This window comes from Bacillus sp. FSL K6-0255 (genome assembly GCF_045040725.1).
Taxonomy (GTDB): domain Bacteria; phylum Bacillota; class Bacilli; order Bacillales; family Bacillaceae; genus Bacillus; species Bacillus subtilis.
This window is the reverse complement of record NZ_CP150278.1, coordinates 2,033,075-2,050,658: the sequence shown is the minus strand read 5'-3', so window position 1 is coordinate 2,050,658 and position 17,584 is coordinate 2,033,075. Positions and strand designations below refer to the sequence as shown.

Below are 17,584 nucleotides of genomic sequence, written 5' to 3'. Positions count from 1 at the left end.
CGTATTGTAAACAACAATTCCATTATTACTAGAAATTAGCGGAAAGTCAGGTTTGATCGTTTTTAAGAGAGGAAAAAGAAAACTAACCTGTGAAAAAGGAGGAATCGGAATGGCGATTGATTCATTGATTAACAAATTACAGTATGTCCAATTGGAACCGCCGGATAAAATTCTCTCTCTGTATCTCAATACAGACATGAGAGATCCAGAGCAGCAGGGGGGAGAATGGAAGATTGCCCTAAAGTCAGGATTCAGCCGATTAAAAGAGTATTTGGCAGCTAGTGATCCAGAGGAGGAAAAGTGTCTGGATGGAATCAGGGCTAAAATGAATCAATACTTGAATGCAATGGGAAAAGACATGCCCCGCAGTCTCGTGTTTTTTGTTTCCGACAGCGGCATATGGGAACCTATTAAGCTTCAAGTCCCTGTAGATACAAGATTTTACTGGGAAGAAACAGCTGTCCTGGATCAGCTAAAGGGTTTGCGCCAGACATACCCAAGTACGGCGTTTATTTTAACTCAGCAGCATGAAGTGAAAATTATTGAAACTGTTTTAGGAAAAATTGAGGCGGTGGAGCGTTATGAGTATGATATGATCAATGAGTCTTGGAAGAATAGCCATTCCGCTGTAGACAAAGCGCCACCATTTGAAGAGAACCGGATGAGGGAACATGTAACAGAGAACCAATCGAGACTGTATAAGCGGCTGGCTGCCAGCCTTGATCAAAAAGCTGCCGCGAAAAGATGGGAACGAATGGTTATTGCCGGGGATAAAGAAACGGCCGATATCTTGGATCAGCATATGAATAAACCCATTCATTCGAAAATTCAAAAGAACCTGCTGAATGAAAATGAACATAAGGTCATTGAACATTTGATAAAAGAGGCGTAAACCTAACAGGCCGGGGCTAATAGCCTCCGGCCTTTGAAGTGTGTCTAATTTCTGACGAAGCAATCGAAACCGTTGACATCTTCTTTGAATTTGCATACGATTTGGATAGCCAGTACAAATTAGGAGAGGTCACCAAATGAACCAAACAGAAAATAAACCGAAAAATTACACGGGGATTGTCCTTACGCTGACAGTTCTGATTAACGGTTTAATCGCAGTGCTGTTTTTTATGCCTAAATTAGATCAGTTCAGCCATGCGAATATTCACATTTTGCCAATGCTGAATGCGATATTCAATAGCTTTACGTTTATCTTCTTATTGGCCGCGCTGATTATGATTAAACAGAAAAATATCAAAGCTCACAAACGCTTTATTTTGGCTGCGTTCACAACAACATTACTATTTTTGATTTGCTATGTGACGTACCACTCGATTGCGGAAAACACGCTCTATGGCGGAGAAGGTATTATGCGCCCGATTTATTTCTTTATTTTAATTACACATATCTGCCTTTCTGCAATTATTGTGCCGCTTGCGCTGTTTACGCTGATCAGAGGCTTCAGCATGCAGGTGGAGCGCCATAAAAAAATTGCGAGATGGACAATGCCTCTATGGCTGTATGTAAGCCTTACAGGCGTTATTGTATATTTGATGATTTCACCGTATTATTAAAAGCCATACTCAGTATGGCTTTTTTTACGTGTAAACATGGCAAAAGCCCAAATTCATTTTTGGGCTTTTGTCAGTAAATTGATAGACTCTTATTCATGAGCCTTGGATTCCATGGTTTCAAGTGTTGCAACCTGCAAAGATTCTTCAACAGTTTTTGTTTTTTCTTTTACTTTTTCTGCATACGTATAATCACCGTAGCAATACGGATAGCGGAAATTTTTCGCATTTCCCCCGCAAGTATACAGATCAGGATTTTTTTTGACTTGCTGCTCGGAGTATTGTTTTGCCAATTCCTCAGTATGCGTTCCTCCATGTTCAGCTACAAAATCAATGTAACCTGCCCCCATGTTGTAGCTTTGAATAATGGTATCCAAATCCACGCCTTTTTCCTTACCGGTCTTGTACATGAGGGTAAATTGCTTGATGCCTTGTTTAACACTGAGTTGAGGGTCTGTTATCTCATTGCGTTTTAACCCCAGAGATTCAGAGGACTGCATGGGATCATTGCCTTTTCCTTTTGACTCCTGATACATCATGCCTAATATGAGTGATGTATAATTAGAGAGTCCTTGGCTTTCAAGCTCTTCTTCCACCAAGGGTTTGTAATCGGTTAAACGTTCCAAAACAATCGTTTTCGTATCGATCGGAAGTTTTTTGATTAAATCCCGGTTGAAAAAAAGCAGGACCAATAAAAAAGAGGCGATGACAAAGACAAAAATCATCATAAAACCCGCAGCAGCGAAACAGCCTTTTCTCTTTTTCTTCACTGTGTTTCACCCTCAATGTTTGGAGCAGTATGACCTTTTTTATTATGACATAAGAGGGTATATCAGACCAAGTAAAAACCTGATTTGAAACATAAATTTAAACTATGAGATTGAAATGGAATACAAGCAGGCTGGTTTGCACTCAAGCGCATTTGTTATAAGATAAAACTATGAATAAAGAAAGGTGATACATATGACTGAATTTAGAGAAACGGAACAATCGGCTGCTGATCTGGACGAGGAGACGCTGTTTCTAGTCGCGCAAACATTCAAAGCGCTTTCAGATCCTACCCGAATCAGAATTCTCCATTTATTGTCCCAAGGTGAGCATGCAGTAAACGGAATTGCAGAAAAGCTGAATTTACTGCAATCCACTGTGTCCCACCAGCTTAGATTTTTAAAAAATCTCCGGCTTGTCAAATCGCGCAGAGAAGGAACATCGATTTATTACTCTCCGGAGGATGAACATGTTTTAGATGTTCTTCAGCAAATGATCCATCATACACAGCATGATTGAAAAAGACATCCTTGCTTAACTCGCTGTTAGCGGGCAAGGATGTCTTTTTCTTTATTGTATTCGTGCTGTTCAAGTTCGTTTCTGCTGAGCTTGATGATAAAAGAAGAAAAACCGATATAATAAACGGCTATCAGAAAACAGACGCCAATTGTCAGAGGGTCCGTTCCGATTGACTGACTGTATGATCCAAGGCGGTTTAGATCAGGTGAGGTAAGATAAAGCTCCGTCACTCGATACAGAAATCTTGATAGAAATAAAGTTAAGAGAATCACCTCTACCCAAATATGAGTCCGAAAATAGATCTTTCCTCTGCGTTTTTCAAAAGAGATGTTTTTCTTAGCGAAAAAGACAAGGAGCCATCCGCCAAGAATGCCCAAAATGAGATATCCATATAAAAAAGGGTGAATGGCGCTGAAGATTGAAAGTCCAAAAGCAAACAGCGAGAAAAGAATGATACGGGTGAACAGCCAGCGGGGCTTCAGCGGCTGGTATCCGATGGACCTTTTAATTTTTTTATACAGAAAAAAGATGATGATTATGGCAGGATAAACGCTCTGAAGTGTAAGATGCATGATGTGAAATCCCCTCCGTTGAGAAGTGTATGCTTATCCGGTCGGAAATAGTAGCTGAAATAAATACTGAACACAAAAAAGAAGGGGAAACCCCTGTTTTCATAGCATATGCGAGGTGTATTCCGCCGCATAATAGATATGCCCAAGCTTTATCAAAATGTTATGATTGTTTTGTTGGAAAATACAAGAAGAAAAGGTGCGCAGAATGAAACTGGAACGTTTGTTAGCGATGGTTGTGTTATTGATCAGCAAAAAACAAGTGCAGGCTGCAGAGCTTGCTGAGCTGTTTGAAGTATCTGTCAGAACAATTTACCGTGATATTGAGACGATCAATAGGGCTGGTATTCCGATTGTGACCTCACAGGGTTCCGGGGGCGGAATTGGCATCATGGAAACGTATCGGCTTGAAAGAGAGTGGCTGAAGGAGGAGGAATTGTTTGCAATTGCTTCCGCTTTGCAAAGCGTTTCATCTATGTATGAACCCGTTTCTCACAGCACAGCCTATCAAAAAATCAAACACCTTATACCTGAGCAATCTACTCAAGCATTTAAGCACCAAACAGAAAAATGGTTTATTGACATGACGGCTTGGGGCCATACTGAGGATCAAAAGACGCTGCGCGAGAAAATCAGCGCTGCCATCGATCGGTTGTTAACGATATCTTTTACATATACAAGCGCAAGCGGGGAAACACTACTTCGGGAAACTGAACCTTATACATTGGTTTGCAAGGCGGGGCACTGGTATTTATATGCCTACTGCCTGGTAAGAAATGATTTTCGCTTTTTTAAACTGAACCGGATGAAAGATCTGGCCATCTTACATCAGACATTTATCAGAAAAGACATTCAGCTGGACACTTTGCCATGGGATAAGAGTTGGTACCAAAAGGACCGTTTAACTGAATTGGTTATTCTTGTTCAGCCGTCAGCACGTCAGCGTATAGGTGAATGGTTCGGATATGATGTCCTTCACTGTTGTGAGGAAGATGAAATCTGCCAGGCGGTGATTTCACTTCCAGAAGATCAATGGCTGATCGGTTTTTTGCTCCAGTTCGGAAAGGATATTGAGGTTCTGCAGCCTCTTCATATAAGGGATAAAGTAAAAGAAACCATTCATCACATGCAAAAAATATATGAAACCTGACACACTGCTGTCAGGTTTCTTTGTCTATAATCTTAAAAAAAGGAGGAGATCGTATGGGCTTTTCACATATAACACACTTAGACCTGAAACGATTTGCCGGACTATCACAACGGACAAGCAACGCACTGGAAATGACGGAAGAAAGGAGGATTCCGGCACTGTGGGATCAATTATGGAAGCAGGATATGAGCGCTCTTTTATCACAGGCTGAAAAAGACAAGAGCATTATTGCCTTATATTCGAATTATGAACAAGAGACGAATGGGTTTTATACGTTTTCAGTCGGAACGTTTCAGGAATACGACGACATTCTTCCGGGACCATATGAAAATATTGATTTGCCGGCTTCCGCTTACGCCGTTTTCACTTCCAGAATCGGTCCTATTGAAGAGATTGTGCTTGAAACGTGGAAGGAAATTTGGACTTGGGATAAGCGGCATCTGCGCACGTTTACAGGTGACTTTGAGATGTATGATCAAAATGCCGCAGTGCCACAGCGAGCACAAGTTAACATTTATGTAGCGATAAAAAAATAATAAACTCTTGAAAAACTAATGGTGTTAGTTAATAATAAAACTAACACCATTAGTTTTTGTTAGGAGGAATAAAAAGATGAGAATTACTCAGTACCAAACGGTTTGGCAGCTGACTTTTTTTCCAGCATTGTTTCCGGTTAATTGCTATTTAGTAGAGGAAGAAAACGAAGTCACCCTTATTGATGCCGCACTGCCAGGCAGCTATAAAGGGATTATTCAAGCTGTGAATCAGCTTGGAAAACCGCTTCAGCATATTTTACTGACTCATGCACATGGGGACCATGTCGGATCACTGGATACATTGGCACAAACATTTCCGCATGCAAAGGTCATGATCTCGGAACGGGATTCATTCTTGCTCCAAGGTGACACATCTTTGCGGCAAGATGAGCCGCAGACGCCTATAAAAGGAGGTATTCCGAAACACATACAAACAAAGCCTCACCAACTGCTGACGGGCGGTGAAACAATTGGTTCTCTGCTTGCCATTCCAACACCGGGCCATACACCGGGCAGCATGTCATTTCTTGATACAAGAAACGGCACTTTAATAGCAGGAGATGCGTTTCAGTTGCGCGGAGGAATCGCTGTATCAGGTCAGATAAAATGGGCGTTTCCTTTTCCCGCTTTCGCCACATGGAATAAGGAGGAGGCCATCAAAAGTGCACAATTGCTCGCCGATAAGGCGCCTTCCTGTCTCGCTGTCGGACATGGAAAATTCCTGCGATCACCTTCAGAGCGGATGAGACAGGCGATCCAAAAAGCAAAGAAAGGATGATGAGCATGTCACCGAGAATAGGTTTGACCCAAAAAATGATTGTAGACGCTGCAGCAGAGATTGCCGATCAGGAAGGGGTAAATGGTGTCTCACTTGCTGCACTTTCTAAAAAAATGAATGTTCGCCCCCCGTCATTGTATAACCATATCAACGGGCTGCAAGCGATCAGAGCAGAACTTGCTGTCAGAGGACTGACAAAGCTTTTTGATCAAATGGCGGACTCCGTAACCGAACGAAAGGGAGATTCCGCGATGCTTTCTTTAGCTCATGCATATGTTGATTTTGCAATTGAAAATCCCGGATATTATGAAGCGGCTCTTCTTAAGGTTCACGACAAACGGACGGAAATCGTCTCTGACCAAATTGTCTGTCTTGTGACGAAGCTGCTCATTGAAAACGGCTATGCAAGTGAAAAGACTGCCATTCATGCGACAAGGGGGCTCAGAAGTCTGCTGCATGGCTTTACTGTTTTAATCGCAAAAGAAGCATTTGAACGTGAGGAGGACATTTTAGAAAGCCTGTCATTTTCAATTCGGACATTTTTGTCAGGATTATTAATAAACAATAAAAATATTATGTAAACAAATAAATGGATGTCTTATATTTCTGAATATTGTATAATATCAAGGGAGTATACATAGGGGAGAGGCATTATGCAATGGATGACATTCGCAAGATTGAACGATTAGCGGCAGCTTCATGGCCGGCTTATTTTCAAAAAAGCATAGGGAAATGGCTTCTCAGAGCGAATTTTGGCGTAACCAAAAGGGCAAATAGCGTATGGACGTCTGCGGATATGCCTGAAGGGGATTTTCAGCTAGAGGCCGAACTTTTTTATCAAAGTTTAGGCTTACCTGTTTGTTTTCATATTAGCAACGCATCACCGAAAGGGCTTGATGACGCATTGGCAGACAGCCGTTATGAAAAGGTAGACGAGTGCTTCCAGATGACAGCGTTGTGCCGGTCAATTATGAGCCGAACAAATGACAACAGCCGATTTACATACAAGTGGGAACAAGAGCCATCATCTGTTTGGATAGATGAATTTATTCAATTAGAAGGGTTTTCACCCGAGCGTCACAAAGGTTACAAACACATATTCGAACGCATGCCGCCGTGTAAAACTTTTTTCAAGATGTATGACAAAGAAAGCCTGACAGCGCTTGGCACGGTTTCTGTCATTGATGGTTATGGCGGACTTAGTAATATCGTTGTAGCTGAGGAGCACAGAGGAAAAGGGGCAGGAACCCAAGTGATCAGGGTGTTGACTGAATGGGCAAAAAACAACGGAGCGGAACGCATGTTTTTACAAGTGATGAAAGAAAATCTGGCGGCAGTTTCTTTATATGGAAAAATCGGCTTTTCGCCTATATCGGAACACCATTACCGGATTAAAAGATGACCAAAGGAAGGGGTTTGCTAATGGACTCGCTTCAAGAGATAATTTGCGAAAAACGGACATACACACGGCTATATCATTCACATAAGCACGCGTACAGCCAATTTCTTTTTCCGCTTGAAGGGAGTATTGATCTTGAGACTGAGGGGCGCCAGGTGAAATTAAATCCGGATCATTTTTTATATATTCCGCCGCAGTGCGAGCATCGCTTCCGTTCTATCGGAAGAAATGAATGTCTTGTACTGGATGTTCCGCTTCATGCAATGAAAATTGATGAGTATCGTGCAGGATCAGGAATTGAAGCTGCCCTCGATCCTTTCTGGTCTTCGATCAGGTACTTGCTGACAGAGGAAGCAAAGGCCGGAACAGCCAACTCGCTTCATATGCTAGTACAATACATAAAAGAAAAGCTTCAATCCCATAGCTATGCCTCAATTGCATACATTCACAGCCATTTATTTGAGCGGCTGACGATTAAGAAGCTGGCAGAAATCGAGCATTATCACCCAGCTTACTATTCAAGCTGGTTCAAAAAACAGACAGGGAAGTCCCCGCAGAACTATATTGCCGACCTTCGCCTTGAGGAAGCAAAAAGAATGCTGATGGAGAGAAATGAAACTCTTACCGTCGTGAGCGAGGCGCTGGGCTTTCAAAACCTTTCTTCTTTTACAAGATGGTTCACGAAAAGCACAGGAATGCCGCCCCGCCTGTATCGAAACACCTTATATTCGGATAAAAAATGATGGCTCTTTAGTTAAAAGAATATTGTATATCTCCTTTACAATAGGAGAAAAAGGAGTTATTGATATGGCAGTTATTGATGACTTTGAGAAATTGGATATCAGAACGGGAACAATTGTAAAAGCGGAAGAATTTCCTGAAGCAAGAGTACCGGCAATCAAGCTTGTGATAGATTTTGGGACTGAAATCGGCATAAAACAATCGAGCGCACAAATCACGAAGCGTTACAAGCCGGAAGGTCTCATCAACAAGCAAGTCATAGCAGTCGTGAACTTTCCGCCCCGCCGGATCGCCGGATTTAAATCGGAAGTCTTGGTCCTCGGCGGCATACCCGGCCAGGGCGACGTCGTCCTTTTGCAGCCGGATCAGCCTGTCCCAAACGGCACAAAAATCGGATAACGCAAAAAAAGACGTTTGCCTAAGGCAAACGTCTTTGCGTATTGAGGCGATGCACCACACGCCACATTCGTGTGTGCCGTAAAGGCATGTACATCGGCTTACACAATTCAGCTCATCGCTATATGAATATAGCATGGAGGGCGAAGGAATGCAAGGATTACTTTTAGTAACGGTGAAATGAATTTAGAATGGAAAGGGTTTTCATTTTATTTGTAAGAAAAAACTCAGTGAGATTTAGGTGTGATCTTAATGCAGTTTGTATCGACTTACAGATGATAAAAGAACAATACTTTTAATAAGCCTCATGAAACATTTTCAATTTGTAAATACTTAAAGGATATATATGGTGTATTTGCTATAGAAGTCTAATATGATATCCATTTACTCATTTCAATAGCAACTTTCATGAATAACGAGAAGGAACAGCTGTCAAAATTTTTTTGATTATAATATAAGTTAATTACGATAGTATATTAGGGGTATTTTGGTAGATATTGAAAATTGATAATAACATACAAGGAATAAAGAACCTAGAAAAGAGATCTAATTATTTGGATAAACATATATTGAACTGGTCGGCGTATCCACTATTTGATGACGGTTAGAGCGATACCATACCCTTTTTCTGATGTGTAAGCAGAGGTTATTTTCATTACTTTCCAGCTTCCTTCAGTGGCTTTTGTTCCTATTCCATTATGTGCCGTAAGATAATCTCCTTGATTGACAGTTTCGTCAATACGCACATAATGTTGGCCAACCAACCCTACAACGTGCCATTCGTCTCTTGCTGCCCGTGAATGATAATTTGCCTCCAGCGCTGTATCGTAGTCTGGATTTTGTTTGGGAACACGTATGAGTTCACCGCTTTCCTCATCAGTCACCGTTTCATAAATAAATCCGCCGAACTCATTTGTCAAATAACGGCCCTGCCAGACGAAACTGGAGGCTCCTGAAATGAAAGCTGAAGTTTCTGAAATAACGCCAAGCATATAATCTCCAACATTCGCGGGCACAATTTTTTCACCTCTTAAAGTCACGATTGTACCAGTATGGATTAACTGTCCAGTTGAACTCTCAAAATACTCTCCATATCCACCTAAAGAAGAACTGATTGCACCGGCAAACGTCCCGTTTCCCCGAACAGAGTCAAGAAGCCACTTTATTGATTGATGACCTCCTGCCACGGTGTATGGTTCCTCAAGTATAATATTTTCAGAAGACAGTATTGTTCTTGACGCTTGGTTTCCTCTAATATGTGCGTTATTTGAAGAAGCGATTAATGCGCGAGAGCCTTCAGTACTGGAGCCTCCAGAAGAGCTAATGACCGCATTTCTTTCTCCGCGGGCCGTAATGTCGCCGGTACCTGCTATAACTGCGCTTGTTTGGTTAACGGCAAAGCCAGAGGTCGTTGCAAGCTGTATGCCTCCTTTCAAATTGATTGGAACTTGTTGGTATGTTTGGCCTTTGATTGAGGCTGCCACACTATAACCTTCTGATTGTACACCGAGAATTGTGGCCTGATTATTGGGGGACTGAATTGCAACTGTCCCATTGTCAGTAATCATCGTTCCATTTAGAATATTGACATTGTAGAGGCCTCCACCGATTGAAATTCCTTTTGGAGCAGATTTATAAATATCAAAATTTGAAATTTTAATATAATCAGTTTTATTTGATCCGCCTGATAAATTAATATCAACACCGGCTTTTTTAAAACCGCGAATTTTAATACCATTAATGGTTATATTTTGGCTGCGATATTGCAAGGCTACGACAGGGTTTTCTTTATAATCATAGTCTGGATCACCAATCGCTGTGAATCCGCTTACATTAACGTTTTTATATGCCGAAATAACCAGCGCTCTTGGGGTCACAGCATCGTAAAGCGAGTTGAAAACTGGTTCAACTGCTGAACAATCAATGAGTGTGACATCGTATGCTGTTGTGCTTTCAGGATCTGTAATTTGATGGTGACCAATATGACGAAGATCAAATGCACGAACATCGCGATAAGAAATATGGCCTATGATATGGACGTTTTGAGAGGCTGGCCACAGTTCATGGGCTTTTACTTCAACTCCGCGGATGTTGCCGCTTGTAAAGTTATTCAAAAGCCACACATGCCTAGAGCCGTCGTCAATTTCTATTCCGTTGGAGTTTGAAACACCTTCAGCAAATTCTGTTCCCCGCGGATTTCCTGAATGGCAGTTTGAAATAAAGATGTATTCGCTATAATGGGTGGTAATGCCGTCGTCTCCTGAACCATATGTCACACAGTTATCGATCCAAATATATCTTGATCCGTCTTTTGTCCAATCGGTATCAGGCAAATGGTCATACGTTGGCGATGTAATATCAATACCATGAAGACCTGCGTTAATCGCTTCCACATCTTTGATCCACCCATATTCAACCTTAGCAAAAGTTAAACAACTGGAGAACTGTCCCCCTGGATTTCTCACACCGCATTGTCTACTTGGATTCCAGTCTAATGACATTCCTTGGACAAAAATATTGCGATTTCCATTTTGATAATCATCATTTGTAATCACCCATTCATGCGCTGGAGTGTCTTCATGCAATTTAATCACTGTGATCCCTTTACCTTGTCCAACAATTGTTGTCCAAGATGGAAGTTTAATCCCTTGAACGAGGTATTCTCCCGCTGGAACATGTACTTTGACTCGGCCATTCCCGATTGCTTTTCGAAAAGCTTCAGTATTGTCTCTTCCATCTGGAACAGCGCCGAAGTCAGCCACATTTACTTCCCGGGTGATTTTAGATAAAAGCCTATAATATTCCTTGTCGAGACGTTCTTTTAAAAGAGAGGTGACCTCTCCTTCGGCCGTCACCCTTGCGTCAGTAACTTCGATATTTTGGTCTGTAACCGAGTGCTTAATAAAGTTTTGCATTCTTGTCTTAATATGTTCTAATTCGGATGAAAATTCGGGGTGAGACTGAGAATTGGCGTTTAGAGAAGGATCAGGGCAGTTTTTAAAATGAACCATTCTAAAGACACCTCTTTCTTTTAATATAAGCGCAGTTTTGTCTTTGAGATAAGGAGTTAGCATTTCTTTTGGCGCTTCTCTTTCCAATTCTGTATTTGTTACAAAATTCCTTTAGGATTTATACTGGTTTTCAAGAAATGTAAGTCAATGAAAAAAAGAGAGGACAAGTAAAGGATAAAAAGCAACATTAAGAATCGTTATACAGTGAAAGAAAGTTCGCCCGATGGTTAATTAAAACGTTTCCTATGGTTGGGTATTTATTAATGATTATGGAAGAAAAGGGAGGTCCGCATTCAAAACGTGTATAAAGATAATAAAGAACCGAATGTTGAGACATCCCATATTTGAATTAATCTTTTAAACAAAGGAGTATAAATTCTTCACTTCTTTTTATATCAACCAGTTTTAACAAGATGTGAGCATGATCTAAGGTAAGCGATTGACCTCATAAGCAACACGTATTCCAGATTCAATCGCGCCTTGCATCCACGCATGAGTGAGTGAGGCGTGTTCTCCGGCGAAATGAACTCTGCCCTCAGGGACAGGAATATAGGGATACAGCTCTAATTCTTGTCCTGGTTCGAAAGCTGTAAAACCTCCCGCAGAATACGGGTACTGGCTCCAGCTAAAAGAAGTGCCAGACACAAATTCAGACCACACAATATCACCATAGATTTCAGATAAATTCAGTAAAGTATACTGGATTCGCTCTCCTTCTGAAAGACTGTCCCATATCAGTGCCTCATCGGCCCATGTATAGCTGGCCAGAATGACAGCATGTCCATTTGCTCCAATATTTCTGCTTGGATAATATGAAAAACGAATCGGAAGATCAGTAATAGATTTGCCGCCGTGCTGACCGGCTTTTTCCCAAAATCGGCTTTTAAACTCTATGCCGATTTTTGTTGCACTGATATAGTTTAGCTCACGGATGGCCCTCCGTTTATAGTAAGAGAATGAATGGTATGGTTCGACTTTTACAAATCGCAATGTTGAAAAAGGAATGGTTACAATAGCGAGATCAGCTGTGAATGATGTGAATTCTGCCGTTTGTTGATGCTGACAATGGATCGTAACACGATTTTCACCCTGAGACATTTTCATCATTTTTTGATGGTATAGAATGTTTGTTTTTAATTGAGGAAGAAACGCGTGAGGCAGCAGATCCATACCGCCAGTTATCTCATAGAAGTGAGCGGGGGATGAAAAAAAGATAGATTCCCGCAATACTTCAACAAGGGACATCCCCATATACGCTTCCATATCCAAAAGTACACCGATCATATCGATCGCGCCATATGAAAAATACGTGTTTAAAAAAGAGCTTAACGAATGATTTTTGTATTGTTCTTCGACAATCCGCCAATTTCTTGCTGGATTTTGATTGATAAAATTTAGAATAGGCTGCAGTAAAGAAAGCATCAGCTCTTCAGACGTTTTCCCTTGTTCATTTGGTGCAACTGGATATCTCAATATTCCAGGAGCTCGTTCAAAAACTTGGAGACGTGTTTTGATTCCATTTGCATAAATGATGTCCATCGGGGTTCTGTTGATAAATACATTTGTTGGCAATTTGAATTTTTTGATATATTCTAAGGTTAACGAATGGTTATTCGGTATGCGCATCGGGCCAGCGTTGAAATACAAATCATCACTAAAGGGAGATCTCAAAGTGCAGACACGGCCGCCCGCTCTGCCGCTCGCTTCGAGAATCGTTACTCTGTGACCGGTATTTTTCAACAAAGATGCTGATACAAGCCCGGACAATCCAGCTCCTATAACAAGAATGTGCTTTGGATGCTGCGATGCGCTAAGGCCATTTCTAATGATCTTTACCATGTCATCATTCATTAGAGAATTCAATTTTTGGAGGCACCTCTTTTTAGAATTTATTGCATTATATTCACTGAAAAGAGCACCTATCACGATCTGTTCACATCTTTTGGAATTTGAAAGGTTATTGTTAAAAGGAAATAAAGGGGTGATGTATGTGACTAACTTTGTTCATAAGACTGTAAATGGCTTGAAAAGTCTTTTAGACGAAAAAGGAGCCATTAAATTGTTTTGTTCAGAAGGTGATATCATGGAGTTCCTTGTTACTTTTTCACAGGACAAAGCAACCCTGAATGACATTCAAAGCTTTGAGGCTAAACACCAGCTTACCCTTCCACAGGATTATCAGAAGTTCATGACACTACATAACGGTGCGAAAATTTTTGAGATTCTTTCTGATGGGGAGAATATAGGTGGAGGACTTCAGCTATTTAGCCTTGAAGAGATTGAAGAGGAGTTAAAATATGAAGATTTGTTTGAAGATATCAATGGTATTCCAATTGGCTACTTATTGGAAGAATGCCATTTAATGATCGATAAAGATAAAGTGAACCAAGGTGATCCCAACTATCTCTATATATTTGAAAGTGGTTTAGAATATAATCCATTAAATTTAAACTTTGAAAAATTTTTAGACCGGTATATATTGGCCAATGGGGAACCTTTTTGGGATTGGCGCTACTATACCGCAGAAAATTATTATAGAACAAGATAGTGTGTGATGTATAAGACAGTCATTTTGGCTGTCTTTTTCTGTTATTCAATTAGATTACTGTGGTAAAATTTACATAGAAGTAGTCTAGGAAGGAGAATGATATGAAGGTATTTGAGGCTGATTCATTACTCTTTGAAGCGGATAAAAGAACCAAAGAGTATAAGGAACTAAGGTCGCAAATGGTGAAGCTCAAAAAAGCGTTTAAGGAAGTAGCTAACCTAGATGACAGTGAATTTTCAGGCAAGGGTGCTGACAACATTAAAGCATTTTATCATGGTCATGTCGGCGTAACAGACCAATGGATTGATCTTATCGATATGAAGATTGCTTTCTTAAGCAGCATGTCTGCAACACTTGAAGATGCGAAGATGTCTGATGCTTACATAGAAGAATCCTTTCTAGAACACGAGTTGGCTAACGCTTATGCAAAATCAAAATCCATTATGTCTGAACAGAAAAAAGCAATGAAAGACATATTAAACAACATCAATGATATCCTTCCCCTTGAAATATTCTCAACAGAAGACTTCAAAGACAAACTTTCTTCTGCAGATGACAAACGTGAAAAAACAATCGATAAGCTAAACAAGCTTGATGAGGATTTAAAAACAGAATACGCTGAAACAGAACCAAACGAACAATTTATTCAGCAAGACTTTAAAAAGCTGCAGGAATCAACAGGCAAAGGAAAAAACGCTACACCAATTCACTATAACGCTAAAGCGTACAGAGAAAGTGACATACATAAGAAAAAAGGCGATATTGAAAAGCATTCTGAAGCTTACTTAAGTGTGAAGAAAGAAGAAGCAAAGGAACGTGAAATCAAGGAATTAAAGAAAAAACTTAATGACGGTGTATCTGACCCTGATGAATATTTAGAGATTGCTAAGAAAGTAGGGTACGAGAATCTGGAGCCAACTCAAGTGCAGCTTGCAGTGCAAATTGAACAAGCGAAGCAGCTAGAAGGAGCAGGAGAAATCACCTGGGATATCGTAAAAGGTGTAGGAGTTGGTTTATACGATGTAGGAAAAGACACTGTAACCGGCATATGGGACTTCATCACCGATCCAGGAGAAACACTCTCAGCACTGGGTAATGCAGCTATGCATCCAGTGAAAACATACGATGCCATTTCAGCAGCAATAGAAGAGTCATATCAAAAGGATATGGTGAATGGAGATGCCTATTCTAGATCAAGATGGGTTACCTATGCTATTGGTTCAGTGGCTGTAGCTGTTGTTGGTACAAAAGGTGCAGGAGCCATTAACAAAGCAGATGCAGCGGGCAAGGTAATAAATAAAGCAAGTCAAGCAGGTAAGAAAATCAAGGACGTTAAGATTCCAGATTTGCTGCCTTACAACCCTAAGTATAAGCTTGCTCTAGCAGATAACGTGCCATACAATGTGGTTGATAGCCAAAACCTTAAGAATGAACTTTTGACTAATGCGAAGAAAATACCGGATGGAACAAGAAAACCGTTTACTGGCCAAAAGAAAAGCCCTCCTTGGCTAAATAAAGAAAAGTATGATGCATATGAAATAGAGGGGAAGGTAAAGGCGAAGGGGAAAGTTAAAGATGTAAGCCGTAGAGTGTATACTATGAAAGATATTGATATTAATCAAAAAACAGAATTCGGTGTTACAAATCTTCAGCTAATGAAAAACGGGAATGCCCCTTATGCAAAAGACGGTACACAGATTAATTTACATCACTTGATTCAAGAAGAACCTGGCCCAATGCTTGAAATCCCGAACAGCTTACATACAAAATATAGTGATGTCATTCATCAGCTTAAGTCTGATGGTGAAAGTTTTAGAAATGATAAGGTTTTAAAAGCACAATACGAGAGCTTTAGAAAGAGATATTGGAAATGGAGAGCGAAACAATTTGAAAATGAGAATTGAGGTGTTTATATGATTTATTCGAAGGTTGAGAACTTTATTAATGAAAATAAACAAAATGCTATATTTACAGAAGGTGCAAGTCATGAAAACATTGGTCGCATTGAAGAAAACCTCCAATGCGATCTCCCCAACAGTTATAAATGGTTTTTAGAAAAATACGGTGCTGGTGGTTTATTCGGCGTTTTGGTTTTAGGCTACAACTTTGATCATGCATCAGTTGTAAATAGAACTAATGAATATAAAGAACACTATGGCCTTACTGATGGACTTGTGGTTATTGAAGATGTTGATTACTTTGCTTACTGTCTAGATACAAATAAAATGAAAGACGGAGAATGCCCTGTAGTTGAATGGGATAGGGTAATTGGTTATCAAGATACTGTTGCAGACAGCTTTATTGAATTTTTTTATAATAAGATTCAGGAAGCGAAAGATGACTGGGATGAGGATGAAGACTGGGACGATTAAGCAAAAGTATTGCTATAGCGCAATAGAAGGCTTGAGTTGCACATCCTCAATCTAAATAAAATAAGCTCTCGCAATGAGAGCTTATTTTATTGGATTAAATAATTAAAGTGACAGAAGTTTTCTAGTCCCGTTTTATATGAAACCTTTTTTATTTTAGCCCGTATTAAAAGTAAATTCAGAGAGAAGGGGAGAAGCTTAATTGGAGTTATTAGATATTTGGAATTGGATACAACAAAATGGTATTCTTACTGCAGTAATTACGGGTATAGTTGCATTGCTATTCAATCAAAGACAAAAAAGTATAGAACGATTCTACTCTCAATCAGGTGAAACATTAGAAAAAATTTTAGAGCCTATGTATTATTCCCTAAAAGAAATAAAGAATGAAGAAGATGAAAACCATAAAATGGTCCTTATAGAAAAATTTTTCGAAGAATATAGTGGGAAAAAGGGGAAGCTATCAAAACTTAGAAACATCTTATTGATAGATCAAATTTTGAATACAGAAGATTGTTTCAGAGAGTATATTTTAAACAAGAACAGCGAGAATAGGAAAAAATTATTTTATAAAATGAGAATGTTAGATCAAGCAGTTAATAAAGAATATAGAAGTATATTTGTTACTCTAAACAAGAATTATAATTGGTATAAAGTTCTTTTTAGAACGAATTATATTTTAAGCGCTGTTTTTGTTTTTGTTAGATGGTTTAAAGAAACTCTAGCTTTTTTTGTCGGTGCTTCAGCATTTGCTTTTATACCCCTTCTATATGATAAATATTTAGGCGAACAAGTTTTAGGAAATTGGTTAGAGGTAAATAAACTTATTTTTGGACTTTCTTGTTCAGCTCTTTATATCTTTTGGATAATACATTATTTCCTTTTAAAAGATACAATGCAAAGGAAAGATGAAATATCTTTGTTTCAGGAATGGTTTGATAAAACTAAGCTAGGGAAATGGACTAACAAGAATGTCTGGGGAAAGATTGGGAATTGGAATGTTGAAAGACGAGCTAGAAGAGTAAGAAATGATGAAGATGTATAAAGGCTTGTGCGCTATTTTAGATCATTATAACGTTACAAGAAACAATAAAAAAGCTTTCCAAGTCTCTTGAGGTTTATTGTAATGCATTTCACGGAAAATGTGTTATAATCAGTTTTACAATACATTACAGTGCATTTCTTTAATGAGAAATGCATAAAATAAAAAAGACCGAGGTGCTACCAACACCCCGGCT

General features: G+C 39.7%; 18 protein-coding genes. 14 read left to right on the top strand and 4 right to left on the bottom strand.

All coding sequences use genetic code 11. The features are described from left to right. Positions 1 to 109 precede the first annotated feature (109 nt). Entirely contained in the window at positions 110 to 892 is a 783-nt protein-coding gene (locus tag MHB62_RS10245) for a VLRF1 family aeRF1-type release factor (protein WP_004399450.1), read from the top strand. A gap of 136 nt (positions 893 to 1,028) precedes the next feature. Continuing rightward, positions 1,029 to 1,565 carry a DUF420 domain-containing protein gene (locus MHB62_RS10240; protein WP_003231280.1) on the top strand — a complete coding sequence of 179 codons (537 nt, stop codon included), beginning with the start codon at positions 1,029 to 1,031 and terminating at the stop codon, positions 1,563 to 1,565. An 89-nt stretch (positions 1,566 to 1,654) separates the two neighbouring features. Here MHB62_RS10240 and MHB62_RS10235 read toward each other — a convergent pair whose 3' ends face one another. Then, a complete protein-coding gene (locus MHB62_RS10235) occupies positions 1,655 to 2,332 on the bottom strand; it encodes a lysozyme family protein (protein ID WP_003231283.1) in 678 nt (225 codons plus the stop codon). A 193-nt stretch (positions 2,333 to 2,525) separates the two neighbouring features. Between MHB62_RS10235 and czrA the strand changes: the two genes are divergently transcribed. Next, positions 2,526 to 2,849, top strand: a complete 324-nt coding sequence (gene czrA / locus MHB62_RS10230; protein WP_003231284.1) for a Zn(II)-responsive metalloregulatory transcriptional repressor CzrA — start codon at positions 2,526 to 2,528, stop codon at positions 2,847 to 2,849. A 26-nt stretch (positions 2,850 to 2,875) separates the two neighbouring features. On the opposite strand, the gene csk22 is transcribed toward czrA, so the two are convergent. Next, a complete protein-coding gene (gene csk22, locus MHB62_RS10225) occupies positions 2,876 to 3,421 on the bottom strand; it encodes a mother cell-specific sporulation protein Csk22 (protein ID WP_004399253.1) in 546 nt (181 codons plus the stop codon). Between the two features lie 205 nt (positions 3,422 to 3,626). Here csk22 and MHB62_RS10220 point away from each other — a divergent pair, with 205 nt between their 5' ends. The 7 genes from MHB62_RS10220 to csaA all read left to right on the top strand — a co-directional run bounded on the left by MHB62_RS10220 (position 3,627) and on the right by csaA (position 8,421). Then, entirely contained in the window at positions 3,627 to 4,568 is a 942-nt protein-coding gene (locus MHB62_RS10220; protein WP_003231290.1) for a YafY family protein, read from the top strand. A 53-nt stretch (positions 4,569 to 4,621) separates the two neighbouring features. Beyond that, complete coding sequence (locus tag MHB62_RS10215) at positions 4,622 to 5,104, top strand: GyrI-like domain-containing protein (RefSeq protein ID WP_003231292.1); 483 nt, start codon at positions 4,622 to 4,624, stop codon at positions 5,102 to 5,104. Between the two features lie 76 nt (positions 5,105 to 5,180). Beyond that, entirely contained in the window at positions 5,181 to 5,882 is a 702-nt protein-coding gene (locus MHB62_RS10210) for an MBL fold metallo-hydrolase (RefSeq protein ID WP_003231294.1), read from the top strand. A gap of 5 nt (positions 5,883 to 5,887) precedes the next feature. Further along, a complete protein-coding gene (locus tag MHB62_RS10205; RefSeq protein WP_004399277.1) occupies positions 5,888 to 6,463 on the top strand; it encodes a TetR/AcrR family transcriptional regulator in 576 nt (191 codons plus the stop codon). 77 nt (positions 6,464 to 6,540) lie between these two features. Further along, positions 6,541 to 7,284: an N-acetyltransferase gene (locus MHB62_RS10200; protein ID WP_003231298.1), complete on the top strand. Its 744-nt coding sequence runs from the start codon at positions 6,541 to 6,543 to the stop codon at positions 7,282 to 7,284. A 14-nt stretch (positions 7,285 to 7,298) separates the two neighbouring features. Then, on the top strand, positions 7,299 to 8,024 hold the full coding sequence (locus tag MHB62_RS10195; protein ID WP_010886529.1) for a helix-turn-helix domain-containing protein: 726 nt from the start codon (positions 7,299 to 7,301) through the stop codon (positions 8,022 to 8,024). Positions 8,025 to 8,088: 64 nt separating this feature from the next. Then, positions 8,089 to 8,421: a chaperone CsaA gene (gene csaA, locus MHB62_RS10190; protein WP_004399582.1), complete on the top strand. Its 333-nt coding sequence runs from the start codon at positions 8,089 to 8,091 to the stop codon at positions 8,419 to 8,421. A gap of 587 nt (positions 8,422 to 9,008) precedes the next feature. On the opposite strand, the gene MHB62_RS10185 is transcribed toward csaA, so the two are convergent. Both MHB62_RS10185 and MHB62_RS10180 read right to left on the bottom strand, forming a co-directional pair. Then, positions 9,009 to 11,429 carry a peptidase G2 autoproteolytic cleavage domain-containing protein gene (locus MHB62_RS10185; protein WP_004399426.1) on the bottom strand — a complete coding sequence of 807 codons (2,421 nt, stop codon included), beginning with the start codon at positions 11,427 to 11,429 and terminating at the stop codon, positions 9,009 to 9,011. A 426-nt stretch (positions 11,430 to 11,855) separates the two neighbouring features. After that, positions 11,856 to 13,292: a flavin monoamine oxidase family protein gene (locus MHB62_RS10180; RefSeq protein ID WP_152550851.1), complete on the bottom strand. Its 1,437-nt coding sequence runs from the start codon at positions 13,290 to 13,292 to the stop codon at positions 11,856 to 11,858. Positions 13,293 to 13,419: 127 nt separating this feature from the next. On the opposite strand from MHB62_RS10180, the gene MHB62_RS10175 reads away from it, so the two are divergent. The 4 genes from MHB62_RS10175 to MHB62_RS10160 all read left to right on the top strand — a co-directional run bounded on the left by MHB62_RS10175 (position 13,420) and on the right by MHB62_RS10160 (position 17,391). Next, a complete protein-coding gene (locus tag MHB62_RS10175; protein ID WP_004399321.1) occupies positions 13,420 to 13,977 on the top strand; it encodes an SMI1/KNR4 family protein in 558 nt (185 codons plus the stop codon). Between the two features lie 101 nt (positions 13,978 to 14,078). Then, positions 14,079 to 15,881, top strand: a complete 1,803-nt coding sequence (yobL, locus tag MHB62_RS10170) for an LXG family T7SS effector ribonuclease toxin YobL (RefSeq protein ID WP_004399481.1) — start codon at positions 14,079 to 14,081, stop codon at positions 15,879 to 15,881. A 9-nt stretch (positions 15,882 to 15,890) separates the two neighbouring features. Continuing rightward, complete coding sequence (gene yobK, locus MHB62_RS10165; protein ID WP_003231326.1) at positions 15,891 to 16,349, top strand: type VII secretion system immunity protein YobK; 459 nt, start codon at positions 15,891 to 15,893, stop codon at positions 16,347 to 16,349. A gap of 199 nt (positions 16,350 to 16,548) precedes the next feature. Continuing rightward, complete coding sequence (locus MHB62_RS10160) at positions 16,549 to 17,391, top strand: hypothetical protein (protein WP_003231327.1); 843 nt, start codon at positions 16,549 to 16,551, stop codon at positions 17,389 to 17,391. Positions 17,392 to 17,584 lie beyond the last annotated feature (193 nt).